Annotated in this window: 20 protein-coding genes and 2 pseudogenes; 18 read left to right on the top strand and 4 right to left on the bottom strand. The window is 70.7% G+C overall.

Features of this window, described 5'->3' with window-relative positions:
* Positions 1 to 612 precede the first annotated feature (612 nt).
* A complete protein-coding gene (locus ACZOOI_RS44345) occupies positions 613 to 1,677 on the top strand; it encodes a hypothetical protein (protein ID WP_465282490.1) in 1,065 nt (354 codons plus the stop codon).
* A 338-nt stretch (positions 1,678 to 2,015) separates the two neighbouring features.
* On the top strand, positions 2,016 to 2,264 hold the full coding sequence (locus ACZOOI_RS44340; protein WP_465282489.1) for an AAA family ATPase: 249 nt from the start codon (positions 2,016 to 2,018) through the stop codon (positions 2,262 to 2,264).
* Between the two features lie 237 nt (positions 2,265 to 2,501).
* On the opposite strand, the gene ACZOOI_RS44335 is transcribed toward ACZOOI_RS44340, so the two are convergent.
* Together ACZOOI_RS44335 and ACZOOI_RS44330 are read right to left on the bottom strand one after the other, a co-directional pair.
* A complete protein-coding gene (locus tag ACZOOI_RS44335) occupies positions 2,502 to 2,771 on the bottom strand; it encodes an SRPBCC family protein (protein WP_465282488.1) in 270 nt (89 codons plus the stop codon).
* Positions 2,772 to 3,037: 266 nt separating this feature from the next.
* Positions 3,038 to 3,779, bottom strand: a pseudogene (locus ACZOOI_RS44330) (SDR family NAD(P)-dependent oxidoreductase).
* Between the two features lie 91 nt (positions 3,780 to 3,870).
* Between ACZOOI_RS44330 and ACZOOI_RS44325 the strand changes: the two are divergent.
* Complete coding sequence (locus ACZOOI_RS44325; protein WP_465282487.1) at positions 3,871 to 4,263, top strand: MerR family transcriptional regulator; 393 nt, start codon at positions 3,871 to 3,873, stop codon at positions 4,261 to 4,263.
* A 466-nt stretch (positions 4,264 to 4,729) separates the two neighbouring features.
* Here the strand turns inward: ACZOOI_RS44325 and ACZOOI_RS44320 are convergent, their stop codons facing one another.
* Positions 4,730 to 5,323, bottom strand: a complete 594-nt coding sequence (locus tag ACZOOI_RS44320; RefSeq protein ID WP_465282486.1) for a TetR/AcrR family transcriptional regulator — start codon at positions 5,321 to 5,323, stop codon at positions 4,730 to 4,732.
* Between the two features lie 93 nt (positions 5,324 to 5,416).
* Between ACZOOI_RS44320 and ACZOOI_RS44315 the strand changes: the two genes are divergently transcribed.
* From ACZOOI_RS44315 to ACZOOI_RS44300, 4 genes and pseudogenes are all read left to right on the top strand, one after another.
* The gene (locus ACZOOI_RS44315) at positions 5,417 to 6,262 is read left to right on the top strand and encodes an alpha/beta hydrolase family protein (protein ID WP_465282485.1); all 846 of its coding nucleotides are present in this window, start codon (positions 5,417 to 5,419) and stop codon (positions 6,260 to 6,262) included.
* Positions 6,259 to 7,488: a YbfB/YjiJ family MFS transporter gene (locus tag ACZOOI_RS44310; protein ID WP_465282484.1), complete on the top strand. Its 1,230-nt coding sequence runs from the start codon at positions 6,259 to 6,261 to the stop codon at positions 7,486 to 7,488. The genes ACZOOI_RS44315 and ACZOOI_RS44310 overlap by 4 nt, the downstream gene beginning before the upstream one ends.
* 719 nt (positions 7,489 to 8,207) lie before the next feature.
* Positions 8,208 to 8,618 (top strand): annotated as a pseudogene (locus ACZOOI_RS44305) (ATP-binding cassette domain-containing protein); the annotation flags it as partial.
* Positions 8,619 to 8,834: 216 nt separating this feature from the next.
* Positions 8,835 to 9,722, top strand: coding sequence for an ATP-binding cassette domain-containing protein (locus tag ACZOOI_RS44300; RefSeq protein ID WP_465284172.1), 888 nt, complete (start codon positions 8,835 to 8,837; stop codon positions 9,720 to 9,722).
* 30 nt (positions 9,723 to 9,752) lie between these two features.
* Here the strand turns inward: ACZOOI_RS44300 and ACZOOI_RS44295 are convergent, their stop codons facing one another.
* Positions 9,753 to 10,088, bottom strand: coding sequence for a hypothetical protein (locus ACZOOI_RS44295; protein WP_465282483.1), 336 nt, complete (start codon positions 10,086 to 10,088; stop codon positions 9,753 to 9,755).
* Between ACZOOI_RS44295 and ACZOOI_RS44290 the strand changes: the two genes are divergently transcribed.
* The 11 genes from ACZOOI_RS44290 to ACZOOI_RS44240 all read left to right on the top strand — a co-directional run bounded on the left by ACZOOI_RS44290 (position 10,075) and on the right by ACZOOI_RS44240 (position 21,327).
* Positions 10,075 to 10,911 carry an AraC family transcriptional regulator gene (locus ACZOOI_RS44290; protein WP_465282482.1) on the top strand — a complete coding sequence of 279 codons (837 nt, stop codon included), beginning with the start codon at positions 10,075 to 10,077 and terminating at the stop codon, positions 10,909 to 10,911. The two genes, ACZOOI_RS44295 and ACZOOI_RS44290, sit on opposite strands and share 14 nt — an antisense overlap.
* 83 nt (positions 10,912 to 10,994) lie before the next feature.
* Entirely contained in the window at positions 10,995 to 11,462 is a 468-nt protein-coding gene (locus ACZOOI_RS44285) for a cupin domain-containing protein (RefSeq protein WP_465282481.1), read from the top strand.
* Positions 11,459 to 12,202, top strand: coding sequence for an SGNH/GDSL hydrolase family protein (locus tag ACZOOI_RS44280; protein WP_465282480.1), 744 nt, complete (start codon positions 11,459 to 11,461; stop codon positions 12,200 to 12,202). Before ACZOOI_RS44285 ends, ACZOOI_RS44280 begins: the two co-directional genes overlap by 4 nt.
* Positions 12,203 to 12,787: 585 nt before the next feature.
* A complete protein-coding gene (locus ACZOOI_RS44275) occupies positions 12,788 to 13,558 on the top strand; it encodes an alpha/beta fold hydrolase (protein ID WP_465282479.1) in 771 nt (256 codons plus the stop codon).
* Between the two features lie 166 nt (positions 13,559 to 13,724).
* Positions 13,725 to 14,522: an FAD-dependent monooxygenase gene (locus ACZOOI_RS44270; RefSeq protein WP_465282478.1), complete on the top strand. Its 798-nt coding sequence runs from the start codon at positions 13,725 to 13,727 to the stop codon at positions 14,520 to 14,522.
* Between the two features lie 44 nt (positions 14,523 to 14,566).
* Positions 14,567 to 15,118: a VOC family protein gene (locus ACZOOI_RS44265; RefSeq protein ID WP_465282477.1), complete on the top strand. Its 552-nt coding sequence runs from the start codon at positions 14,567 to 14,569 to the stop codon at positions 15,116 to 15,118.
* Positions 15,119 to 16,352: 1,234 nt separating this feature from the next.
* The gene (locus ACZOOI_RS44260; RefSeq protein ID WP_465284171.1) at positions 16,353 to 16,982 is read left to right on the top strand and encodes a histidine phosphatase family protein; all 630 of its coding nucleotides are present in this window, start codon (positions 16,353 to 16,355) and stop codon (positions 16,980 to 16,982) included.
* 65 nt (positions 16,983 to 17,047) lie between these two features.
* Complete coding sequence (locus ACZOOI_RS44255; RefSeq protein WP_465282476.1) at positions 17,048 to 17,524, top strand: hypothetical protein; 477 nt, start codon at positions 17,048 to 17,050, stop codon at positions 17,522 to 17,524.
* A 157-nt stretch (positions 17,525 to 17,681) separates the two neighbouring features.
* A complete protein-coding gene (locus ACZOOI_RS44250; RefSeq protein ID WP_465282475.1) occupies positions 17,682 to 17,954 on the top strand; it encodes a hypothetical protein in 273 nt (90 codons plus the stop codon).
* A gap of 141 nt (positions 17,955 to 18,095) precedes the next feature.
* Positions 18,096 to 18,353: a hypothetical protein gene (locus ACZOOI_RS44245; protein WP_465282474.1), complete on the top strand. Its 258-nt coding sequence runs from the start codon at positions 18,096 to 18,098 to the stop codon at positions 18,351 to 18,353.
* Positions 18,354 to 19,182: 829 nt separating this feature from the next.
* The gene (locus ACZOOI_RS44240) at positions 19,183 to 21,327 is read left to right on the top strand and encodes a hypothetical protein (RefSeq protein ID WP_465282473.1); all 2,145 of its coding nucleotides are present in this window, start codon (positions 19,183 to 19,185) and stop codon (positions 21,325 to 21,327) included.
* Positions 21,328 to 21,796 lie beyond the last annotated feature (469 nt).

Raw genomic sequence — 21,796 nt, 5'->3', positions numbered from 1 at the left:
AACATCCCAGGACCCTGGCCGACTGCTACGTCCGCGAGTTGAGGGTGGACGGTCGGCGGCAGTCGACCGTGGGTCGTGGACGGGAGGGCGTCGGTCGGAGTCGCCCGGCAGTACGCGGCGCGACGACGAAATCACCCACGTCGGCGACGCGACCCCGGCAGGCGCGGACGCGCCGACTGGCCCGTGCTGGAGAGCCGGACCCCCGGGAAGCCGTGCTCTCGATCCCTGCCAATCGATCGCGCACTCCCCCCGGCCACAACTCGCCGATGGATCGTCGTGTGATTGGTCGGCGGGATCATGAATGCCCACCAGGACGTACGGGACTGCGCGCGACTGCCGCAACACAACCACCGGGAACATTATCCCGGCACCCGGCCAGGCTTTTTGGGCCACCTTGGCGCCCTGGTTTGTCCCGGTGGCAGGACAGCACGCATGATCGTATTGCGGCACGCTGCCCACCGGTGCGGAGATCATATTCCCGCCCCGCGCTCTTGCAGTGCTTTTCGTAGCCGCCCGAGGCTTGCTCCGAGGTTGCGTTGACACGCTCGTTGGGGAGCGTGGCATGGTGCTATTGCACCGCCGAAGAAGATCTTGAGGAGAATCATGAAACGAATGAATACCGTTACCCGCCTCCTATTTTCGACGGGACTGACGGCGGCGATGATCGGTGTCGCGGCACCCACCGCCACCGCCACCGCTGCCACCGCCGCCACCACCACGAACGCCTGTAAGTGGACACCGTCCCTCCTGCCGATTCCCGCCGGTGCGCTTTCCGGTGAGGTGGACGCGGCCGACGGTAGTGGTGGTTACGCGGGCACGATTTCGTACGCCACGGACCGCAAAATGGCAAACCGTGCCGTGGTGTGGAAGAACGGCAATCTCACCGACTACGGCTACCTTGACGACCCCGCCTTCAAAAAGGTGATCGAGGTCGCCGGGGTGAACAAGTCCGGGACGGTCGTCGGAATCGCCCGACGGACGGACGGCGGATTCAACGCCGTCCGCTCGCGCAACGGAAAGATCGAGCGGCTGCCCGAATTGCCGGGCACCTATTACTCGTCCGTCAAAAACATCAACGACAAGGGGGATATTCTCGGAAATATCACAGTCATCGTCGACAAGTACCCGGTCCACCATCCGGTGGTCTGGCCCGCCGACCGACCCGGAACAGTGGTGGACCTGCCCCTGCCGGGCCCCTCGCCCATAGCCGAAGGCATCGATCAGGACGGCACCGTGCTGTTCACGGTGGAGTCCGTCACCGGAGCGGTCCCCTACCTGTGGAAGGACGGCGCGGCGCGCCGGCTCGCGCTCCCCGATGGGATCGATCGTGCCACCATGCGCGGGATATCGAACGGCCGTGTCGTCGCCGATGTCGCCAAGGGCCCGTTCAGCAACCCGGTCGGCGTGCTGTGGGACCGCGACGGCCGGCCGCAGTACATACCGCAGGCCCGCAATATCCGAAGCATCAACCGCGACGGCCTGATCGTCGGCCGTACCGATGGCTCCGACGGATACCAGTTCGGCGTTTGGCAGTTGACGACGCTCGGTGCCACGTTGGACCAGGCATCCGACCGCCGATTCGACATCGTCGTCGCCGGTGACGACGGCACGATCGCCGGGCGCAGCGCGAGCTATCCCGTCGGTTGGGACCAGCCGACCGTCTGGGCCTGCCGCTGAACGACTTCGGGGGCCGCGTCCGCACTCTTAATCGGGCGCAGCCCCCGAGGCGGGGCGCGCGCACCGCTGCGGGGTCGAGGCCGGTCTCGGAGGCGCCGGATTCGATGATCTTCCCGACCTCGAGGCGCGCCAACGGTGAAAGGCCCAGTGTGGCAACGCGTTGCCCCCCGGCCGTCGACACCCACGGGTGGCCCTCGCCACCGTAAGGGTCGACCGCCAAGTGCCGCACCCGCATCGGTACGTTCCGCCCCGGACCAAGGTTCGCGCATCGGCGGCCGGATGCCGCGGTTTCTGGGAGGTTCCTCGCCGGTGGCCAATGGACGGGCGGGGGCACAGGGGTGAGGATCAGCAGGATCACGGCACAGGGCTTCTTGTGCTTCGCCGACGTGAGCGTGGACCTGGGGCTGGGTCTGACCGTGGTCACCGGCCCGAACGCCGCAGGCAAGTCGAACCTGGGCCGGATCCTCGACGTCGTATCCGCGTTCCTGGGCCACCATCGCGCTGGAACAACCCGATGTCGTTGGAGGAAGCGCGGCCCGGACGCTCGACGAACGGGCAGCGGAGGGCGCCCGCGTGACCGTCGATGAAGCTCCCGCTCGGACCACCACCCTGGCCGGGGCGGCCGGAGAACGCCGCCTGCGGCCGGGGCGGGTTCGGACGCGAAGGGGGCGGGGTCTGCTCGCCCAAGGGCTCACCCGCGTCACGGGTTCGGGCTCCGGTTCCAGCGCGGCGAAGTGCAACCTCCCGCGTCGTCGAATGTGACGTGCGCGTTGACTGGCAGTCGGGAGGCGACAATGAAGCTGCGCCGGCCTCGTGTCGCACCGTCAGGTCGGTTTCAGGGCTGCCGCCAGGCCGTTCAGCCGCAGACGGGTGGCGCCGCGTAGGTGAGGGAGGTCGTGCTCCGGCTCTGCGGATGGCGCGAGGAATGCCGCCTGTTCGGTCCACAGCAGGCGTGTGCCGCTGTTGTCGGGGTGAAGCTCGACGGTCACCAGCGAGGCCCAGCGCCGGATGCCGTCCACCTGGGAGGTGTAGGTGTAGCTGGTCGGCGATCGCGCGGAACCGCGAGGCGTTCGACGCGTCTTGACAAAGCCCACCGACATCCACAGGTAGCGCCGAATGGCCGGCGGGAGTTGGCCCCCTTCGGACTGCGTCGTCCCCGGGACTGGTTGTTGATGGTGCGGCCGGATGTGACCGACGGGTGCGCAGGGTTGCCGGTGTCGCCGGCGGATCGGCACGCCAGATCACTCGTACACTCGCGTTCCTGCTCTGCGGTTGTTGTGTTCTACGTCGTATGCCGGCCGACCGGGCCTCGCCGGCGCTCCTGTTCGAGTGGGGAGCGGGCGAGGCCCGGCCGGTGCCGTCAGGTGGTGTAACCGCCGTCGACGGCGAGCGAGGTACCGGTGATGAAGCGGCCCCCAGGGCCGGCCAGATAGGCCACGGCGGCAGCGATGTCCTCGGCGTGGCCGTAGTGGCCCAGTGCGGTGAGGGAGCGTTGGAAGCCGGACGTCTCGCCGTCGGCCGGGTTCATGTCGGTGTCGATGGGCCCGGGGTCCACGACAGTTGCGGTGATGCCTCGCGGGCCCAGCTCCCGGGCAAGCCCGTTGGTCAACCCGACGAGTGCGGACTTGGCGGTCGCCTGGAGCACGAAGTGCTCGCCGGGGACCCGCCCGTTGAAACACGACCCTATGCTGATGATGCGGCCGCCGTGGCCCATGTGCCGGGCCGCGACCTGCGCGGCCAGGAAGACCGACCGGATGTCCACGGCGAGCACCCGGTCCAGCTCATCGGCGGACACGTCGGCGAGAGGACCATGCGGGAGGAAACCCGCATTGTTCACCAGGACGTCGATGCGCCCCAGTTCCCGCACCGTCCGTTCGACCGCCTCGGCCGCCGCGTCCGGAGCGGCCAGGTCGGCCTGGATGACGGCGGCCCTGCCGCCCCCCGCCTCGATCCGTTCGGCGACCTCGTGCGCCCGGTCTGCCGCGTTGACGTACGTCAACGCCACCCCCGGCTCCCGCGCCGGCCAGCCGCTTCACGATCGCCGCGCCGATCCCGCGGCTGCCGCCGGTCACGAGCGCCACCTTGCCGCTCAGCTCAGGCATGAGTACCTCCTCCATGGACAATGTGCCCGGTGTCCCGGCAAGGTAGAACCTGACACCAGTGTCAGGTTCAAGTCGTCAGGCGAGGTCGAGGATGCGAATTGGCGAGTTGTCCAAGCGCAGCGGTGTGAGCGGGCGTTCGCTGCGCTACTACGAGGCACAGAAGTTGCTGCACGCCGAACGCACGCCCGGCGGTCAACGGGAGTACGGCGGTTGGGCCGTCGACCGCGTCATACGCATCCAGACCCTCTACGCTGCCGGACTCCGCAGCAAGACGATCGCCAAACTCCTGCCCTGCATCCACGACGCGGACGGCCGTCCGAACGACGCCGCCACTTCTGAGCTCCTCGATGAACTCACCGCCCAGCGCCACCGCATCGACCGCGTGATCACCGACCTCGTCCGCTCCCGGGACGTCCTTGACGAAGTGATCGCCGCGGCCGCCGACGGCACCGCCGACCGGTCCTCAAGCGCACATCGGCGCTGAGCGATCAGCAGCCGCTGCCCATTGGATGCCCGGACAACGTCTCCGGTGCCATCAACCCCGCGAAGCGGCAGGTCGCGGCGGCCACACCGCCGACCGCCTGCGACGCGGCAGCCATCGCCGGTTCCGGAAGCGCGGCCGAATCGGCCCAGGTCCGGCGACCGGTGCCGGGTCGACGCGACGTAGCGATCCCCGGCGCCACCGCTGCTGCCTCCATCCCATCGGAGTGTCATCGGCGACGCGGGGGCGCCCTCCCCGATCGCTCCGACCCGCGCGTGTCGTCGACGGGTGATGGCAGTGGCGACGATCCGGATGAGCACGTCCCCGGGCGGGAGACAGCCTCGACATGGGCTCCGTCGGGCCGGCCGCCGACGAGACGGACGGGTTGGCGGACGCACTCATCACCTCGGACACGACTGCCTGTGCCAGTCGGCAACGGCCGTCTGGGCACCTACCCGACGCCGAGGCGTCAGGCACGTGGCAATGCCGCGGCGTCGAGGAGGGTGAGCGATGCGGACAGGGCCGCGTCGGATGCGTCCGGGGTACCGAGGTGGTCGGCTACAACGGTTGCGCCTTCCAAGATGATCAGGAGTTGCAGGCCGAGGGTGTCGGGGTCGGAAGCACCGGAGGCGCGGGCAATGCCGTTGAGCAGGTCGCGGTAGCCGGTCAGGTGTCGTGCGGCGATCCGGTCCGCGGGGGCGGTGTGACGCTGCGTCGCGGCGTTGACAATGGCGCAACCGCGGAAGCCGGGGGTTGCGTACCAGGTGCCCAGGGCGTCGAAGACGGCAGTGATCCGGGCCTTCGGGTCGGTTCCGGCTGCCGCGGCGGCGTCGGTGATCCAGGCGAGGACGCCTCTCGATCGCTTTTCCAGGACCGCCTCGACAAGGCCGTCCTTGGAGCGGAAATGGCGGTAGAGGGTTTCCTTGGAGATTCCTGCCGACGCGCACAGCTCGGCTACGCCGACGCCGTCCAAACCACGCTCGTAGAGCAGTTGGGCCGTGGACTCGATGATCATCTCGCGGGTGCGTACCGGGTCGAGTGAGGCGCCTTTGGGGACGGGCATGACAGTCATGGTACCGATCGGTTCGATTGCGTGCTAGCGTCCGTCCGCGTGAGATCGAACCGATCGGTTCGATCAGTCGTCGAGGAGGCGCCCATGCCGTCGGATCCGCTCGTGAACGACCCGTCTTTGTCACTCGTGCCGCACGCCGTCAACGTCCCCGTCGCGTTCGACAGTTCAGGGCAGCTGCTCCTGGGAGTCCTCCACACCCCTGCCGGCCCGGGACCGCATCCGATCGTCGTCCTCCTGCATGGATTCCCGGGCAACGAACGCAACTTCGACCTGGCACAGGTGCTGAGTCGCGCCGGATACGCGACAGTGGTCTTCCATTACCGGGGTTCCTGGGGAATCGGGGGCACATGGACGTGGCGCCACGTCCTGGAGGATGCGAAACGGGTCGTGGACGCGGTCCGAGCCGCCGACTTCGTCGCCCGCCACCGGCTTGCCCCGGACCGTGTGGCCGTCGTGGGGCACAGCCTCGGCGGATTCGCCGCGCTGCGGATCGCGGCCGCCGACCGGGACATCGCGGCAGTCGGGTCGATCGCCGGATTCGACTTGGGCGCCGCGGCCGGCGCCGCGGCAGTCGACCCCGAGGCGCGTGCCGGGTATGTGGCGGCGTTCGCGGACTCACTGCTGCCGCTGACCGGGACCAGCGGCGAGGCGCTGGTCGCCGAGATGGAAGCGGCCGGGGACGAATGGGCGTTGGCCCGGCTGGCGGGGCCGTTGGCCGACCGCCCCGTCCTGCTGGTCGCAGGCTCGCGCGACGATGTCGCTCCGACGGCGCTGCATCACGAGCCCCTGGTCGCCGCCTTTCTGATGCACTCGGTGGCTGCCCTGGAGCACGTCACCCATCCGACCGACCATGCATTCTCCGACCACCGGGTGGCGCTGGCCCGCACAGTCCTGGCTTTCCTGAACCGGCACATGCGGGCAGCGAGGTGATCGCCGCATCACTGCGCCTGGCCCTGGGCACGACAGTGGCTCTCGGGTTCGCGCGGTTCGGCTACGGCCTCGTGCTGCCGGCCATGCGCGTCGAGCTGGGCTGGAGCCTGGCCGGAGCCGGGCTGCTCACCACGGCGAACGGCCTCGGATACCTGCTCGGCGCCGCGACCGCCGCGACCGCCGGGCGCCGCTGGGGCAGTACCGGCACGTTCCGCTCCGGCATGGCCGTGTGTTCGCTGTCCCTCGCCGCGACCGCGATCGGCGGCGGATTCGCCGTAGTGGCGGCTGCACGGGTGGTTGCCGGGTTCGGCGGCGCGCTGGTGTTCATCACCGGCGGGGTGATCGCCGCCCGGGATGCGGAGCGCACGGGATCGACGCTGCCGATAGCGGTGTACTTCGCCGGGACCGGCGTCGGCATCGCCGTCAGCGGCGCCCTCATCCCTGCGTTGCTCGCCGGAGCGCCCGGGCGGTGGCCGCTCGCGTGGCTCGCACTGGCTGCGGCATCGGCACTGGCCACCGCGGCGAGTTGGGGCGCGGCGCGGACAACCGATCCATTGCCGGCCCCGCGAGGGGAAAAGAGTCGGCGGTCACTCGCGCCGCTGTGGCGGCCGGCCGTGGCATACCTGCTCTTTGCGGCCGGATACATCGCCTACATCACCTTCCTGTCCACCACGCTCGTCGCGCGGGGCGCGGGGAGTGTCGAAGTCGCCTTCACTTGGGCGCTGTTGGGTGCGGCGGTCGTCGCAGCCCCCTGGATGTGGCGGGGAGTCTCGGCAGCGTCGCCGCCGGGACGGGTGCTGGCCATGTTGTTGGCCGTGATCACGGCAGCGAGCTGCCTCGCGCTGGTGAAGTCGGGCGGTCCTGCCGTCGTCCTGGCATCTGCGACGGCGTACGGTGCGGCCTTCATGGCGGTACCCGCATCCGTGACAGCCCTGGTCCGCTCGGCTACCCCGCCCGAGGACTGGTCGCGGGCACTCGGGAGTTTCACAGTCCTCTTCGCGGTCGGGCAGACCGCGGGTCCGTGGGTGGCCGGAGCCATCGCCGACCGGACCGGGCCGAACGCGCCGCTGGTTTGGACGGCGGCGTTGTGCGCGCTCGGCGCTCTCGTCGCGGCCGGCGGCAGCGCGGATCGGCCGGCCATCGCCGAGCGCGCCCGGGGGTCCGCGGCCCCGACGGATGGCACCGCCCGAAACCGGGGAGGTAGCCCCCGCCAGGGCAACGACTGATCCAACCGAAACGCGGTATCGGCCACCCGCCTAACCGCCGCACGGGGCCCCGCGCGCCGAACCGCGAGCCCGGCGAGCCGGCACCCACACGCCTACAAGACGTCGAAGAACTTCTCCATGGCGTGTGGGACGCGGGACCGTACGCCGGGAAAGAGCGTCGTGGCAACCCGTCCCGAGCACGTTCGGCTTCCCCGCCTACGTCGGCGGACACGGCTGGATCGGCCGGCCGCCGTGGGCCGCGACGAACCGGCCGAACTCGTCGCCGAGGCCCGGCGGTCGACCGCACCGAAGCGGCTCGTGGAGGCGTACGACGCGGAAAATGCGTTGCCGGACGCCTGAGGCTCGCCTAGGTTCGCACTGGCCCGAGTCGCTCGGGCCGCACATGATCCGGCGGGACCCGAAGGAGAAGGCCGTTGCTCGTCTGAGGCAGGAGACCCGCACCGCACCCGGGCAACCGTGGTGCGCAGGCGCGCGATCTCGACCTCGGCACGGAGCCGCCTTCCCGATCCTCGGGACCGCCTGATCCCAGGCGTTGCCGCCCTCCCCTCCACCGGTCGATGCACCGCGCGCCCGCGGATCTTCCAGACGCCACCCTGTCCGCGAGCGCCCCGGAGGCATCAACCATGTCAACCTTCACCGTGTCCATCGTCTGCACCGACCTCGGTTTCGCGTGGCCGGACGGCGGCACCCTCTTCGACGACTTCCAGATGGCCGTGGGCCCGGGCCGTACCGGCCTCGTGGGCCTGAACGGCGCCGGGAAGTCCACGCTGCTGCGCCTGATGGCGGGCGAACTCGCGCCCACCCGCGGCTCGGTGCGGGTCACCGGTGAACTCGGCTACCTGCCGCAGAACCTCACGCTCGACACGACCGCCCGGGTGGACTCGGTGCTCGGCATCGCGGCGCAACGGGCGGCCCTGCACGCGGTGGAGGCGGGAGAGGTCGACGCGGCGCACTTCGCGGCGCTCGGCGACGACTGGGACGTCGAGGAGCGCGCGATCGCGATGCTCGACCGTCTGGGCCTCGCGCATCTCGACCTGGATCGCACCACGGGCGAACTCTCCGGCGGGGAGTCCGTCATGCTGGCTCTCGCGGGCCGGTTGCTGCGCCGCCCGGACGTGCTGCTGCTCGACGAGCCGACCAACAACCTCGACCTCGTGGCGCGCGAACGCCTGTACGAGGCGGTCGAGGCGTGGCCCGGCGTCCTGGTCGTGGTCAGCCACGACCGCGGGCTGCTGGAGCTGGTGGACCGGGTGGCCGATCTCCGGGACGGCGAAGTGCGCTGGTACGGCGGCACGTTCAGTGCGTACCAGAACTCGCTGGAGGTGGAGCAGGAGGCCGCCGAGCGCATGGTGCGGGTGGCGGAGTCCGACGTACGCCGCCAAAAGCGCGAGCTGACCGAAGCACACCACAAGCTGGCCCGCCGCAAGCGCTACGGCCAGAAGATGTGGGACAACAAGCGCGAGCCGAAGGTCATCATGGCCCAGCGCAAGCGTTCGGCGCAGGTCGCGGCGGGCAAGCACCGCACGATGCACGGCGAGCGCCTGGCCGACGCGCGCGAGCGTTTGACCGAGGCGGAGCGGGCGGTACGCGACGACGACGTGATCCGCGTCGACCTGCCGCTGACCGAGGTGCCGGAGGGCCGCCAGGTCGTGGCGCTGCCGGGCGTCGGGCTTCGGTTCGGGCCGCGGGTGAAGCTCGACGTACGCGGTCCCGAGCGCATCGCGCTGCTCGGCCGCAACGGTGCGGGCAAGACGACGCTGCTGCGGACCATCGCGGGGCTGACCGAGCCGCGCACCGGCGAGGTGCGGCGGGAGGTGCCGATGCGCTGCCTGCCGCAGCGCCTGGACCTGTTGTTCGACGACCTGACCGTGGTGGAGAACGTCGGCCGTTTCGCGCCGGGTGCGAGCGACAACGAGATCCGCGCGCGGCTGGCCCGGTTCCTGTTCCGGGGACGCCGGGCCGACCAGCGGGCGGACTCGTTGTCGGGCGGCGAGCGGTTCCGGGCCACGCTGGCGGCGCTGCTGCTGGCCGAGCCCGCGCCGCAGTTGCTGATGCTCGACGAGCCGACGAACAACCTCGACATGGCGAGCGTGCGGCAGTTGACGACCGCGCTGGAGTCGTACCGGGGTGCGCTGATCGTGGCGAGCCACGACGTGTCGTTCCTGCGCGGGCTCGGCATCACGCGGTGGCTGAACCTCGACGAGCGGGGGCTGACGGCGGTGGATCCGCGGTAGTGCGGGCGTGACGCGCGCCGCGTCGGCGGGTCAGCATCCCGGGACCGGCAGGACCAGGGCGCAGGTGCACTGTGCGTTCGCCGGATCGAGCGCGTTGAGCACCTCGCCCAGCGCGACGCGGTCGAAGATGACCGCGAGGTGGTCGGCGAAGTCGATGGCGCAGCGGTCGTGGACGACGATGTTGGCCGCCGGGGCCGGCAGGAAGCCGCCCTCCGACACCGGCGGCGACGACTTCGCCGACGCCCCGACGGGCCGGTCCGCGCCCTCCCGGCCCACGACGACCGGTCGAACCGCCGGGTTCGCGGTCCGGGTGACGATCTTGCCGGCTCGCCCGCTCCGTACACTGAGGAGCGTGGAGGAGCGCATAGCCACCGGTATCGGTGCACGTCCGGCGCCCGCTTTGCGGCGGTATGTCGACTCGTACGTCGGCTTCGACCTGCGCGCGCTCCCGGCCGGTGTGCACTGCGGCCCGCCGAGCCGCGCGCTCACGGCAGTGATCAGCCTGTCCGCCCCGTTGGAGGTCGCGGCGGGCGTTGACGACGGCTCTCCGGTCACCCGGTTCGGCAGCGTGGCCGGTGGTCTGATGAGCCGGTCCGTCGCGATCCACCACGACGGACGCCAGCAGGGTGTGCAGGTGGCGCTGACACCGCTCGGGGCTCGGGCCGTCTACGGCCTACCCGCCGCCGCGCTCGCCGACCGACTGGTCCCGCTCGACGAGCTTCTCGGAGCGCTCGGCGCGGAGCTGGTTGACCGGCTCCGCACGGCCGAGACATGGGCAGCGCGCTTCACCGTGCTGGACGCATTGCTCCTCCGCGCTGTCGGTCGCGGCACCGGCGGCGACCGTGTGCACCGGGTGCGCCCCGAGGTTGCCGAGGCCTGGCGCCGACTCGTCGCCGCGCGGGGATGTGTCCACGTCGGCGCGGTCGCCGCGGAACTCGGCTGGAGCCGCCGGTACCTCACCGAACGGTTCCGCGGAGAACTGGGCCAGTCGCCGAAGACCGTCGCCCGGATTCTGCGTTTCGAGCACGCGCACGAACTGGCAACGGCACAGGCCCCGCTCCCGTGGGCCGAGGTGGCGACCATCTCCGGCTACGCCGACCAAGCCCATCTCGTACGGGAGTGGAGCGAGTTCACGGGACGGTCGCCGACGGCCTGGCGGCGCGGCGAAGTTCTCCTCGGGCCCGGGTAGTCGCCACCCGACCGACCGTCGCGTCAACTTCTGTTCCCATTCCTTCAAGACCGCCCGACCGCTGTCGAGTGATGATCGTCGGCATGAGACTCGTCAACAACGAACGCAATGCCGTCGACTTGCGGACCACCCCCGTGCACCTCGGACTGGGATCGCGAGCGAAACCCGTCGAGGGCTTCGCCTGGGACCCGGAGGTGCTTCAGGCGTACAGCGCCGCGGTCGCGGCGGACGGCGCCGAGGGCCGAATGGTGATGATCTTCGACGGCGACGGGGACGGCGACCATTGGGAGAGCCACCCTGCCGGCGACGAACTGGTCGTATGCCTCAGCGGGTCGGTGACGGTCACCCGCGACGTGGACGGGGTGCCCGAACGCGTCCTGCTCGGGCCGGGCGAAGCCACCATCAACCCGGCCGGGGTATGGCACGCGGTCGACATGTCGGGGCCGACGTCCATCCTGGCCATCACCGCCGGCCTCGGCACCGACCATCGTCCTCGGACCGACTCCCGTACGACCGAACCCCTCGCTACGCCCGGCCGGGAAACGCCGTGACGATACGCATCGCGTGCCTCGGCGACAGCCTCACGCGCGCACAGTTCAGCGTCGACTACCTGGACCTCCTCGGACGACGCCACCCTCTCGGTGATGGTGATGGTGGTGGTGACAGTGACGTGCAGTCGGCCCGCTTCTGTGCCAACGGTGACTTCGCCTACAACCTGTTGCAGCGCGTGGATGCCGTCGTCGCGAACCCGCCCGATGTGATCACCGTGTTGATTGGGACCAACGACGCCCGAGCGAGCCTTCCGGGCTACCCCGTCGAGCAGGCCATGAAGCGCAAACGTCTCCCCGAACGCCCGTCCGCCGGCTGGTTCCAGGAGTGCCTCGCAACCATCGTCGAACGGCTGCGAACCGAGACCGATGCGACGATCGGTCTGCTGTCGCTGCCGGTTCTCGGCCAACAACTCGACGGACCCGCGGCGCGGGCGTCGCAGGAGTACAGCCGGATGATCGCCGAGGTCGCCGCCACCAACGAGGTGGCCTACCTTCCGCTCCACGAACGCCAGATCGAGGAACTGCGCCGAGCGGACCCGCCGCCGATTCCCTACCGGGAGGTGACACCCGCGGCGGTCGTCGGAGTCCTCCTCCAGCACACCGTGCTGCGCCGCAGCCTCGACACGATTTCGCGGCGCCGGGGTCTGGTGCTCACGACCGACCAGATCCACCAGAACAGCCGCGGCGCCGCCCTCATCGCCGAGGTCATCGACGCCGGCCTGTTGGCGAAGAGCGCGTAGCGGGAGTGCAGATACGCGCACCCTCCACGGCCGGTCTTCTTGTTCCGACCGACTGCCCGGGAGTGCTCGCTGATGCGGCAACGTGGGCGATCGGACGTGACGTGCATCTCTGACTGAGCATTTCAATATCCCCACCAGGCGTCTCCGGCGCCGGGCGCTGGAGGTAGCGGCGCCGGAGACGCGCGACATCCGAGGCCATCCGGGAGTCCTCGCAGCAGGCCTTGCTCAGGGTGCCTGGTTCGGAGATGCGGACGTCGCGGGCCGCCCCGCCGGCCGAACCGGCCCTGCGGCCCGCCGGGTTCGTCGAACTCATGCCTGACGGGGTGCCTCTGCGGACAGCGCCCGCGCAACCGGTATTCGGCCTGCCCGGCCCCGTCGGACTCAGGCCGGCGTCGGGAGGATGTCGACTTCGGCAACCAGCGGCAACAGCGCACGCTCGTCTGCCACCCGGCCGTATTTCGGGGTACCCGGGTCGTGCCGGTCTTCCCGGGCCGGACGAGATCGCGCGTGACCACTACCGTCACACCCCGGCTGGAGCGGGCGCCGCGCCCGGCCGGCGAATTGCCGCCTGGCAGGATGCTCCCCATGCCTACCGTTAACCTCGACAACCTCGTGACCTGGTACGACACCCACGGCGACCCGGCGGGGCAGCCCGTCGTGCTGTTGCACGGCGGCTTCGTGGACTCGCGCATGTTCGCCCCTGCCCTGCCCCTACTGACGGAACGTTTGCATGTCTTCACGGTGGATCGGCGCGGGCAGGGCCACTCACCCCACACACCCGGTCCGCTCTCCTACGACCAGATGGCGCGGGACACAGCCGCCTTCCTGGAGGAAGTGGTGGGCGGGCCGGCGCATTTGGTGGGCTACAGCGACGGCGCCACCGTGGCGATGCTCGTGGCCCTCCAAAGGCCCGACCTGGCCCGGAAACTGGTATTGATCAGCGGCAACCACCACCACGACGGCCTGGTGCCCGGCGTTCTGGACGGATTCGCCCACGAGGACACGTTGCGGTTCCTGGGATCGAGGTACGGCGAGGTCTCGCCCCACGGCGCGGAGCACTTCCCCGTGCTCGTGGACGAGTTGCTGCGGATGGCGGCTGCGGAACCCACCTTGACCACCGACGACCTCGGACGGATCAGCTGCCGCACCCTCGTGATGGCCGCGGACGACGATGCGATGACTCTGGAACACACGATCGCGCAGTATCGGGCCATCCCCGAGTCGGAACTGGCGGTCGTCCCCGGCAGTTCGCATCTCCTCGTGATGGAAAAGCCCGAACACGTCTACGGTCTCGTCGCCGAATTCCTGCTGACCGACGCGGCCCCCACCCGACAACCCATCCGACGTGCCCACTGACTCGGAGCCCCTGCCCCGGAGCCCTGACCACGAGTCATTCGTCGGCGACCGGGAGCGGCAGCACGAAGGGTCGGCGGTCGGCGGCCAACGACTGGTTGCGGCGGGTGCCGTTCCCTGTACAGACCGCTCGAACGATCGCCTGCCGGCAGCGAATGGCCGTCGCCCGATGCGGATAAGGCCGAGCGCCGACGCGTCCTGGGGTTCCGAGGAAATCGGCGCTCTGGAGGCGTATATGAACGGCTATCGCGGTGCACGGACGGCCGTGATCGTGGGTGCGGGAGTGGCCGGTCTGACCGCGGCCACCGCCCTGGCACGCGACGGTTGGCAGGTCGAGATCGTCGAGATCGGCCCGCCGGAGGCGACGTCCGGATGGGGGTTGTGCCTGACCGGTCCTTCGCTGCGCGCGCTGGACGAGTTGGGTCTGGCGGACGCGTGTCTGGCCGAGGGCTTCGGCATGAACACGATCACGCACGTGGACGTGAACGGCGAGCGGGCGGACGAGATCCGGTTGCCGCGCCTTATCGGTGCGCGGCGGCCGGCGATGGTCGGCATCGCGCGCCCCGTACTGCACCGGATCCTGCGCGCGGAAGCCGAGCGGCGCGGCGTGGAGATACGCCACGGAGTGACCGTTGCCGCGGTGGAGCAGGAGGGCGAGCCGGTCCGGGCGCGGTTGTCGGACGGGACGGTCCGCGAGGTCGCGCTGCTGGTGGGCGCGGACGGGATCCGCTCGACGACGCGGGACCTGCTGGGGCTCCGGACCTCACTCGACTTTCACGGGCAGATGGTCTGGCGGGCTCTGGTGCCCCGCCCGCCGTTGGCCACCGGGATCCATCAGTTCGCCGGGAGGACCGACACGGCCGGCCTCGTGCCCCTCTCGGACACGGGAGCGCCAAGACGGCCCGGATGTTCCCCGGCGGCCACATGGGCGAAGGGCCCGTGCTGCCCACCGTCCTGGACTGGCTGACCGAACGACTGAGCTGACCGGCACGGCTCGAAGAGGAGAGCACCATGAACAACAGCAGTCTGATCACCCACCTGCGGCACATCGACATCGCCATGCCGAACCTCGCCGAACAGCGCCGGTTCTACACCGAGTTGTGGGGCCTGACCGAGACCGCCGCTGACACCGGCGTCTCGTTTCTGGCGGCCGAAGGCTCACCGGAGCAGTACGTGGTGCGGCTGCGCAAGGACGCCCACAAGCGTACCGACCTGATCGCCTTCGGCGCCGCCGGCGCCGACGATGTCGACGCCCTGGCCGTACGACTGACCGCTCAGGGCGTGCGGTTGGTGCACGAGCCGCAGTCGCTGGACACTCCCGGCGGCGGCTACGCGGTCCGCTTCTTCGACAACGAGGGCCGCGTGGTCGAGGTCTCCGCCGACGTCGCCGCCCGTCGGCACCGCAGGATCGAGCGCCGCGAGTCGGTTCCCGTGCGCCTGTCCCATGTGCTGATGAACTCTCCCACCCCCGAGGTCACGGTGACCTGGTACATCAAGCACCTGGGGTTCCGTCTCTCGGACACGATGTGCGTGGGCGACTGCGGCGAGATCATGAGGAGATGAACGAGTTCATCGCCGCCAAGTCCCACAACGACGTCGATCCGGGCCTGTTCACGGCCCCGCCGATGTGAGCGGAATGGAGAACCACGTGGAACCCGCGCACTTTCGGCTCACCGGCGAGTTGCACGACGGTCCGCAACCCGGCTACCCGCGCTCCTTGCGGGAAGCCCTCGCGTTCATCGAGGCGAACCTCGCCGAGCAATCCTCGCCTCCACCGACCCCGTCGGCACGATCGCCTACCGGTGGGGCGTCTCGCATCTCGGCCGCTTCGCCGGCGAGTATCGCGAACGTTTCGCCGAACTGCCCTCCCACACCGCGATGCGCCGGTAGCCCGACGTCGTCCCTCGCCTACCTGCCGAACACCGCCTCGGCCCGGTCCGCTCCGGGCCGTCATCGGGATGTATGTCCAAGCCACGCGCATGTCTGTCCACTCGTCCGAGCAAGTCCGCCAGGGCGCTGCGGCCGGCGGCGGGGCCACGGCCCGGATCCCACTGCGTGGCACGCTGCGCTGCGCGATCTGCTCTTGGCGGCCGTCCGTCGAGGCGAACCCTGGGCGAAGGTGTGGCCGGCCGGGGCCGCGCGGCTCGCTGTGGAACGCGGAACCGAGACGGCGGATACAGCCCGGGCGGTCGGCGGCGACCCGGTCCTTGCGGTCGCCGCGACGCACGGCGTGTCCTTGCCCGGCAGCGCAGTGGCTGGTCGGCCTGGTCGGCCCGGACTGGGACATGCCGTGACCGCGAATCGCCGCCTGGCGAACACCCCCGCGTGGTCGGCCGGTACGACTCCAGGAGACGGGACCGCCCCACAGGCAACCGCACGCGGCGATCCCTTGAACAGGCAGTCCGCCGGGCGGCGCGTCCACGAGTTCACGACGGTCTTGATGACGATCGGGATGTCGCCGCGCCAGGCTACGGCGCGCAGGACCACCAGATCGTCGTCGGTGTACTCGCCGCCGGCGTCGCGGACCGCCCCCAGATGGGACATCCACGTGTCGGACCCGGGGACGTGCAGTTGGTCGCGTCGATATCCGTCGATCCGGGTGATGGCAGCGCGACCCTTCGGCTGTGATGACCAGCACGTGCCGGTCGTCCCACCAGCGCTGCGCACAGCGCTGGTTCGTATTGTGGATACCGTGCCTTGTGCATCCGCGCTGCCCGCGTAGGTTACGGATTTCCGACCACAGCCGGGAGGCGCACAGGTGACCACAAAGGACAATGACATCACTGTCGTCCACTTGATGCGCCACGGTGAGGTGTTCAACCCGGAGGGCGTGTTGTACGGCCGTCTGCCCGGCTACCACCTGTCCGAGTTGGGCGTGAAGATGGCCGAGCGCGTCGCGGACCACCTCGCCGACCGCGACATCACCTACGTCGCCGCCTCGCCGCTGGAGCGGGCGCAGGAGACGGCCACGCCGATCGCCGTCCGCCACGACCTCGAGGTCGCGACCGATCCGCGCCTGACCGAGGCGAAGAACAGCTTCGAAGGTAAGACGTTCGGTGTCGGCGCGGGCGCGCTGCGCAATCCGCGGTACTGGAAGTACCTGCGCAACCCCTTCCAGCCGTCGTGGGGCGAGCCGTACATCGACCAGGTCGTGCGCATGACCTCGGCCCTCGATGCCGCGCGGGACAAGGCGCGCGGGCACGAGGCGGTACTCGTCAGCCACCAGGTGGTGGTGTGGATCGTGCGTTCGTACATCGAGGGGCGGCGCCTGCTGCACGACCCGCGCAAGCGGCAGTGCTCCCTGGCGTCGCTGACGACGTTCACGTACGCGGGCGACCGCATCGTGTCCGTCGGCTACAGCGAGCCCGCGAAAGACCTGCTGCCGTCGAAAGCCGAGGCGTCGTCGAGGACCCAGTTCGGCGCCTGACGCGACGAGCGCCAACCTCACGCCCGGGGTTAGGTCCCAGTGGCGCGGCGGCAGGCGGAGCACCCATGTCGGCCCGGGTCCGCGGAGCACCCCGGGTGGCCCTGGTCCCGCCCGGCACCCGGCCGTTCTTCACGAACGACCTGCTGCGGCAGTGGCTCGCGGCGTGTGTCAGCCGTATCGGGGCACAGTGCGACGACGTCACCATCACCACCCGCGAGCTGCCACAGGTCGGCGAAGTCGCGGCGTGGGCCGAGTCGTTCGCGCCCCGCATCGACAACGCCGACGTGGTGCTGCTCATGTCTCCGTGGCGGTTCCCGCCGGTACCCGAAACACGGAAGTCGTCCTGCGACACGATACGAACGCGCCAGGCCGCGAAGCCCTTCGCCGAGGTCGGGTACGGTGGACCGTACTTCGACGTGCCCGGCGTACCTCACCCGCACGACACCATCTTCTACTTCGACATCGACAAACGGCGCCCCACGTACCCGCAGTGGTCGAGCACGCACTCTCCCCGCGGGTCTCCTCTCCTCGACTGCGCATAGCCACCCCGCGGGACGCGGAGCTCGGTGCCGGGAAGCAACAGGCCGCCGATGTCCAGTTCGCGCAGGCCGAGTCCGGCGGCGCGCACCGGGTGGTTTCATTGGCTGCGCGCGGGCGCTCCCGCACGCAGTACAGGGCGAACGGCAAACGGGGGGACACGTGTACGGCGTCGAGGGCATGATCAGCGCGCATGCGCGGGCGGCGGTCGAGGCGACCGGCGCAGCGGACGCGGCGACGCGCGAAGAGCGCTTGTCGGAACTCGCCGCACAGTGGGCCGCGGACGCGGGCGGTCACACGGTCGACACCCTGGCCGTACGGCTGATCCACGCGCAGACCGTCGCGGAAGCCGGTGACGTGTGCTGCGCTGCTGGGAGTTGCTCGGGAAGGTTGTCCGAGACGCCTCCCGTGTCCTGGGCCGTGACCACGAGCTGACCCTGCGCGTGCGCGCCGCAAGTGCGACGCACGTGGCCGCGGCCATGGCCGACGCGGAGCGACAGGCCCGCGCCGACGTGGCCAGGAGCATCGCCGACGCGGAGCTGAAGTCGCGCGCTCTCAGCCGGAGGAGAAGACATTGTGACGCGAGCAGTGGTGACGGACTCGTTCGCCTTTTCGAACGGCGACTCCGCGGTCTTCATGACCGTCGAGCGCGGAGAGTTCACCCGGGGGCAACGGGTCAGGGTGAGTCGCGACGCAAGCCTCCTGGGCGAGGCGGTGATCCAGTTCGGTTTCGCCGAGGTGGGAGCGAACACGGAGGGCAGCCGGTCACCTCACGCCATGATCAAGGGCATCATCTGTATGCGCGGCGACGTGATCGAGGGCATGGAAGGGTGACGTGCCCCCGGAGGCGGCGGCACGCTCGTCGTGTCCGCCACCTGCGGTTGCGTCTCGAACCAACGGCGTGCCGCTGATGGTCGCGGGGAACCCGCTTCCTCGACTGCCTCCGCATCGAGTCCGCCACCCGTGTCCGGTTTCGACGAGCCGGTCCATCGCCTGCGGCCCCGACCTCGCGAACCGGACCGAGGGACGAGTGGCGGCGCGCCCGAAGCCAGGCGCCGCCGTGGCCGGAAGAAGTCGGGATCCGCCTCCACCACCGCACCTACGACTGCGACCCGTTGGGCCGCGACCGGGGCCACGCCTCCCCGATCACTCCCGGGGCGGGAAGTAGGAGGCCCACATCAACCCCCACGACGCCCGCCGGATCTGGATCCGCCTCCCCGAACTCGGGCTGACGATGGTGGACGCGGAGATGCTGAGCCTCGGACAGGGGATGCCTCGTAAACGCCCCTCCACCGTCCGACCGGAGCCCGGATCATGCCCGCGCTGCGGCAACGGGCAGGACTACTGCGAACGGTTCGACGCAGCGCTGTGCGTGGCGTGCGATGAATGGCGTGAAGGCGTCTGCAACTCTGCGGTACCGCACGTCAACCGAGCCTTCGCCAAGGAGCACCCGACACCACACAGCGAAGTCCCAGGTCACAAAGCACAGACCAACATTCTCAATCGGCGCCGCGCCCCACGTCGGAACACCGCACCCCGAACCCGCCATTGGGAAGAAGCACCGCAAAGGGCTCGCCATCTCCTGCCTCTCCGGCGGAGGTTCGACGGCCCGTAGGCGCCGCTCCACGGCAGCCGCGTCGGAGGGCGCCGGCATGATCGCGCCATGACCATCGAACGTGTGCTCGCCGACGTCGACGCCCACCCCTGGGACGCCACGAGTCACGCCTACGGCCCCGCGAGCGACACCCCCGGGCTGATCCGCCAAGTCGCCGACGACGACGAGGAGATCGCGGACGCGGCGGTGGGCGAGTTGTACGGCTCGTTGCTGCACCAGGGAACCGTGTACGCGGCCTCGGCCGAGGCCGTTCCGTTCCTGGCCCGACTGGCCGCCGCCGGATGCCGGCCGGCGCGGTTGACGGCCCTCGTCGGTGGCATCGCCGCGAGCGAGGACGAACACGAGGTGGCACCGGGGGCGTGCCGGTCCGCCGTCGCCGCGCAGGTTCCACTCCTGCTGCCACTGGTTGCCGACGCCGATGCGGTTGTGCGGCAATACGCGACGTGGGCGCTGGGCCACACCGGACGGGTCGATCCGCTCCTCACCGCCCTGCGCGAGCGGTGGGCGTACGAACGCGAAGCGGTGGTCCGGGCCGAGTTGTTGACGGCGATCGTCCGGTTGGATCAGGCGGGCGCGGAGAAGTTCGCGTTCGAGGGCCTGGCCGGGTGCCAACCACCCCAGGTGCGTGTGGCGGCGGTGTTGGCCGTCGTCGACGCGGGCCTTCCGTGGACGCGGGCCGCGCACGAGGCGACGCTCGCCGTGGTCCCGGCCGACGAGTACCTGGCCGAACGTCCGTACCTGGAGCAGGACGAGCCGCTGACCCACGTCGTGACTGCCCTTCTGGAGCGCGATCGCGCCGGTGATCGCGAGGCCGCGTGCGCGCTCTTGGACGCCGGGCTGCACGATGTGTGCGCGGACGTGCGAGAGGCGGCCCTATACGCGGCGCACACCGCGTGCGCGACCTCCCGCGGGGCGACGGCCGCGCTGTTGCCGGCGCTGGTGGAGCTGCTCGACGATCCGGAGTCGGCGTCCGGCGCGTTGCAGATCCTGAGCGAGATCGCCCCGCACGTCGCCCTGCCCGCAGCCGCCCCGGACGCACTCGCCGCGCTCATCGAGCGTGCCGAGCACACCGACAATGCCTTGGCCGGCGAGACGCATCGCGCCTTGGCGGTGCTCGCCGCCGTCGCGCCCGAACGGGCCGCCGGGATGCTCGCGCACGATCTCGAACACCGGCATCACGCGCTCGGTCTGCTCGCCGACACTCGGGTGCCGGACGGGGTGCCGTTCCCGTTCGACCCGGCGCTCCTGGACGCGATACGCGCGCGTTTGGGCCGCACCGACCTGGGCGAGGCCGAGGCTCGCCACCTGCTGTGGGTCGTCACGTACTGGGGTGGCGAGGCCGCCTCGATCACGTCGCAACTGTGCGCCGTCCTGGAGCGGTTCCCGGCCGGCGCCGCGCGAGCGTTGGGCGCCGTGTGCCCGCCCGACCTGTGCGACGAGGTGGGCGAGCGAGTGCGCGCGGCCTACGCCACCGGCCCCGAGTCCGGTCGCCCCGAGGCGGCACGCGCGCTGCACACACTGACCGGTTCGACCGCTCCGCTGTTGGCGACCCTCGGGGCCGAACTCGCCGCCCGTGACCACCGGGTGACCACCGCCGTGACGGAGGCCGCCGCACTCGGCCCGGCCGCCGTCGAGCTCGAGGCGCTGCTGCGCGCCGCGTGCCCCTCGTCCGAACGCCGGCGCACGATCCCCGGCCTGCACCTCGAGATCACCATCGCCGATGCCCTGTGGCGGATCACCGGCGACGCCGACGCCGCGGTGCGCACGCTGGACGCGGCCCTGGCCGACGCCGAGGGCGCGGCGTGGTTCGACTCGGTGCGCGCGCACGCCGCACGCACGGCGGCCGACCTGGGCCGGGCCGCACTGCCGCTGCGGCCACGCCTGACCGCGCTCCTGGACAAGCCGCCCTCGGCACCCTCGGCCGTACTGGCACTGCTCGCCCTCGATCCCGCGGCCGACCGTGCGGCGCTCGCGGACGCGGCGTTGACCGCTCTCGAAGCGGCCGCCGATACCGACACCGCGTTCCGGGCCTTGGCGGCGGTCGGCACTCAGGACTTGACCTCCGACCGGGTCGCCAGGCTCACCGCGCTGGCCGAACGCGACCTGCGCGTCGTGCGGTGGGGCGTGAGAACCCGGATCGTCGCCGCCGACGAGCACCTGCGCACACGGGCGCGGCAGGCGGCCCGCGGCTGACGCCGACGCGGAACGCGGGGACCGTTCGCGAACGACGTCGACCCGACTCGCGGGACGGGCGCGCGGCGCGGTGGTTGGGGCGGCATCGGCCTGCCGTCACCGACGGTGGCGCCAAGATCACCGTTCGACCTGTTCGACCGGCCCGACCACCGACGGTGCCTTGCGGGCACGAGGGCCGCGACGGGCTTCCCCGGCGCCTGCCCGCGCGCCGGCGCTTCTCCCTGCAGGAGCCGGCCGGCCCTCTCGACCTGAGCGACGGCAGCAACGTCGTGGCTCAGGCGTACAGGTTGAAGTTTGTCATGGGTGCCGGGCGCGACGGCCACGCTCGCATCGGTGGTCGAGCACCCCGTGCTCCGCCGTAGGCGCCACGAAGCCGTGTGGAGCCCCGCCCACAACGATGGAGCGGACGTCCGGGGGCGCCGCATCGGGTCGGGAGAACGTTGCCCATGGCGATGCCGCTCGGCGGCCG

Source organism: Embleya sp. L77 (assembly GCF_055557415.1).
Note: the sequence above shows the minus strand (reverse complement) of the source record. Positions and strands in the feature narration are given on the sequence as shown.

Bases quoted from the DNA above. Each gene is read 5' to 3' on its own strand.
- ACZOOI_RS44345 (WP_465282490.1), top strand. From the start codon at position 613: ATGAATACCGTTACCCGCCTCCTATTTTCGACGGGACTGACGGCGGCG.
- ACZOOI_RS44325 (WP_465282487.1), top strand. From the start codon at position 3,871: ATGCGAATTGGCGAGTTGTCCAAGCGCAGCGGTGTGAGCGGGCGTTCG.
- ACZOOI_RS44320 (WP_465282486.1), bottom strand. From the start codon at position 5,323: ATGCCCGTCCCCAAAGGCGCCTCACTCGACCCGGTACGCACCCGCGAG.
- ACZOOI_RS44315 (WP_465282485.1), top strand. From the start codon at position 5,417: ATGCCGTCGGATCCGCTCGTGAACGACCCGTCTTTGTCACTCGTGCCG.
- ACZOOI_RS44300 (WP_465284172.1), top strand. From the start codon at position 8,835: ATGGTGCGGGTGGCGGAGTCCGACGTACGCCGCCAAAAGCGCGAGCTG.
- ACZOOI_RS44295 (WP_465282483.1), bottom strand. From the start codon at position 10,088: ATGCGCTCCTCCACGCTCCTCAGTGTACGGAGCGGGCGAGCCGGCAAG.
- ACZOOI_RS44285 (WP_465282481.1), top strand. From the start codon at position 10,995: ATGAGACTCGTCAACAACGAACGCAATGCCGTCGACTTGCGGACCACC.
- ACZOOI_RS44275 (WP_465282479.1), top strand. From the start codon at position 12,788: ATGCCTACCGTTAACCTCGACAACCTCGTGACCTGGTACGACACCCAC.
- ACZOOI_RS44270 (WP_465282478.1), top strand. From the start codon at position 13,725: ATGCGGATAAGGCCGAGCGCCGACGCGTCCTGGGGTTCCGAGGAAATC.
- ACZOOI_RS44265 (WP_465282477.1), top strand. From the start codon at position 14,567: ATGAACAACAGCAGTCTGATCACCCACCTGCGGCACATCGACATCGCC.
- ACZOOI_RS44260 (WP_465284171.1), top strand. From the start codon at position 16,353: ATGCGCCACGGTGAGGTGTTCAACCCGGAGGGCGTGTTGTACGGCCGT.
- ACZOOI_RS44255 (WP_465282476.1), top strand. From the start codon at position 17,048: ATGTCGGCCCGGGTCCGCGGAGCACCCCGGGTGGCCCTGGTCCCGCCC.
- ACZOOI_RS44240 (WP_465282473.1), top strand. From the start codon at position 19,183: ATGACCATCGAACGTGTGCTCGCCGACGTCGACGCCCACCCCTGGGAC.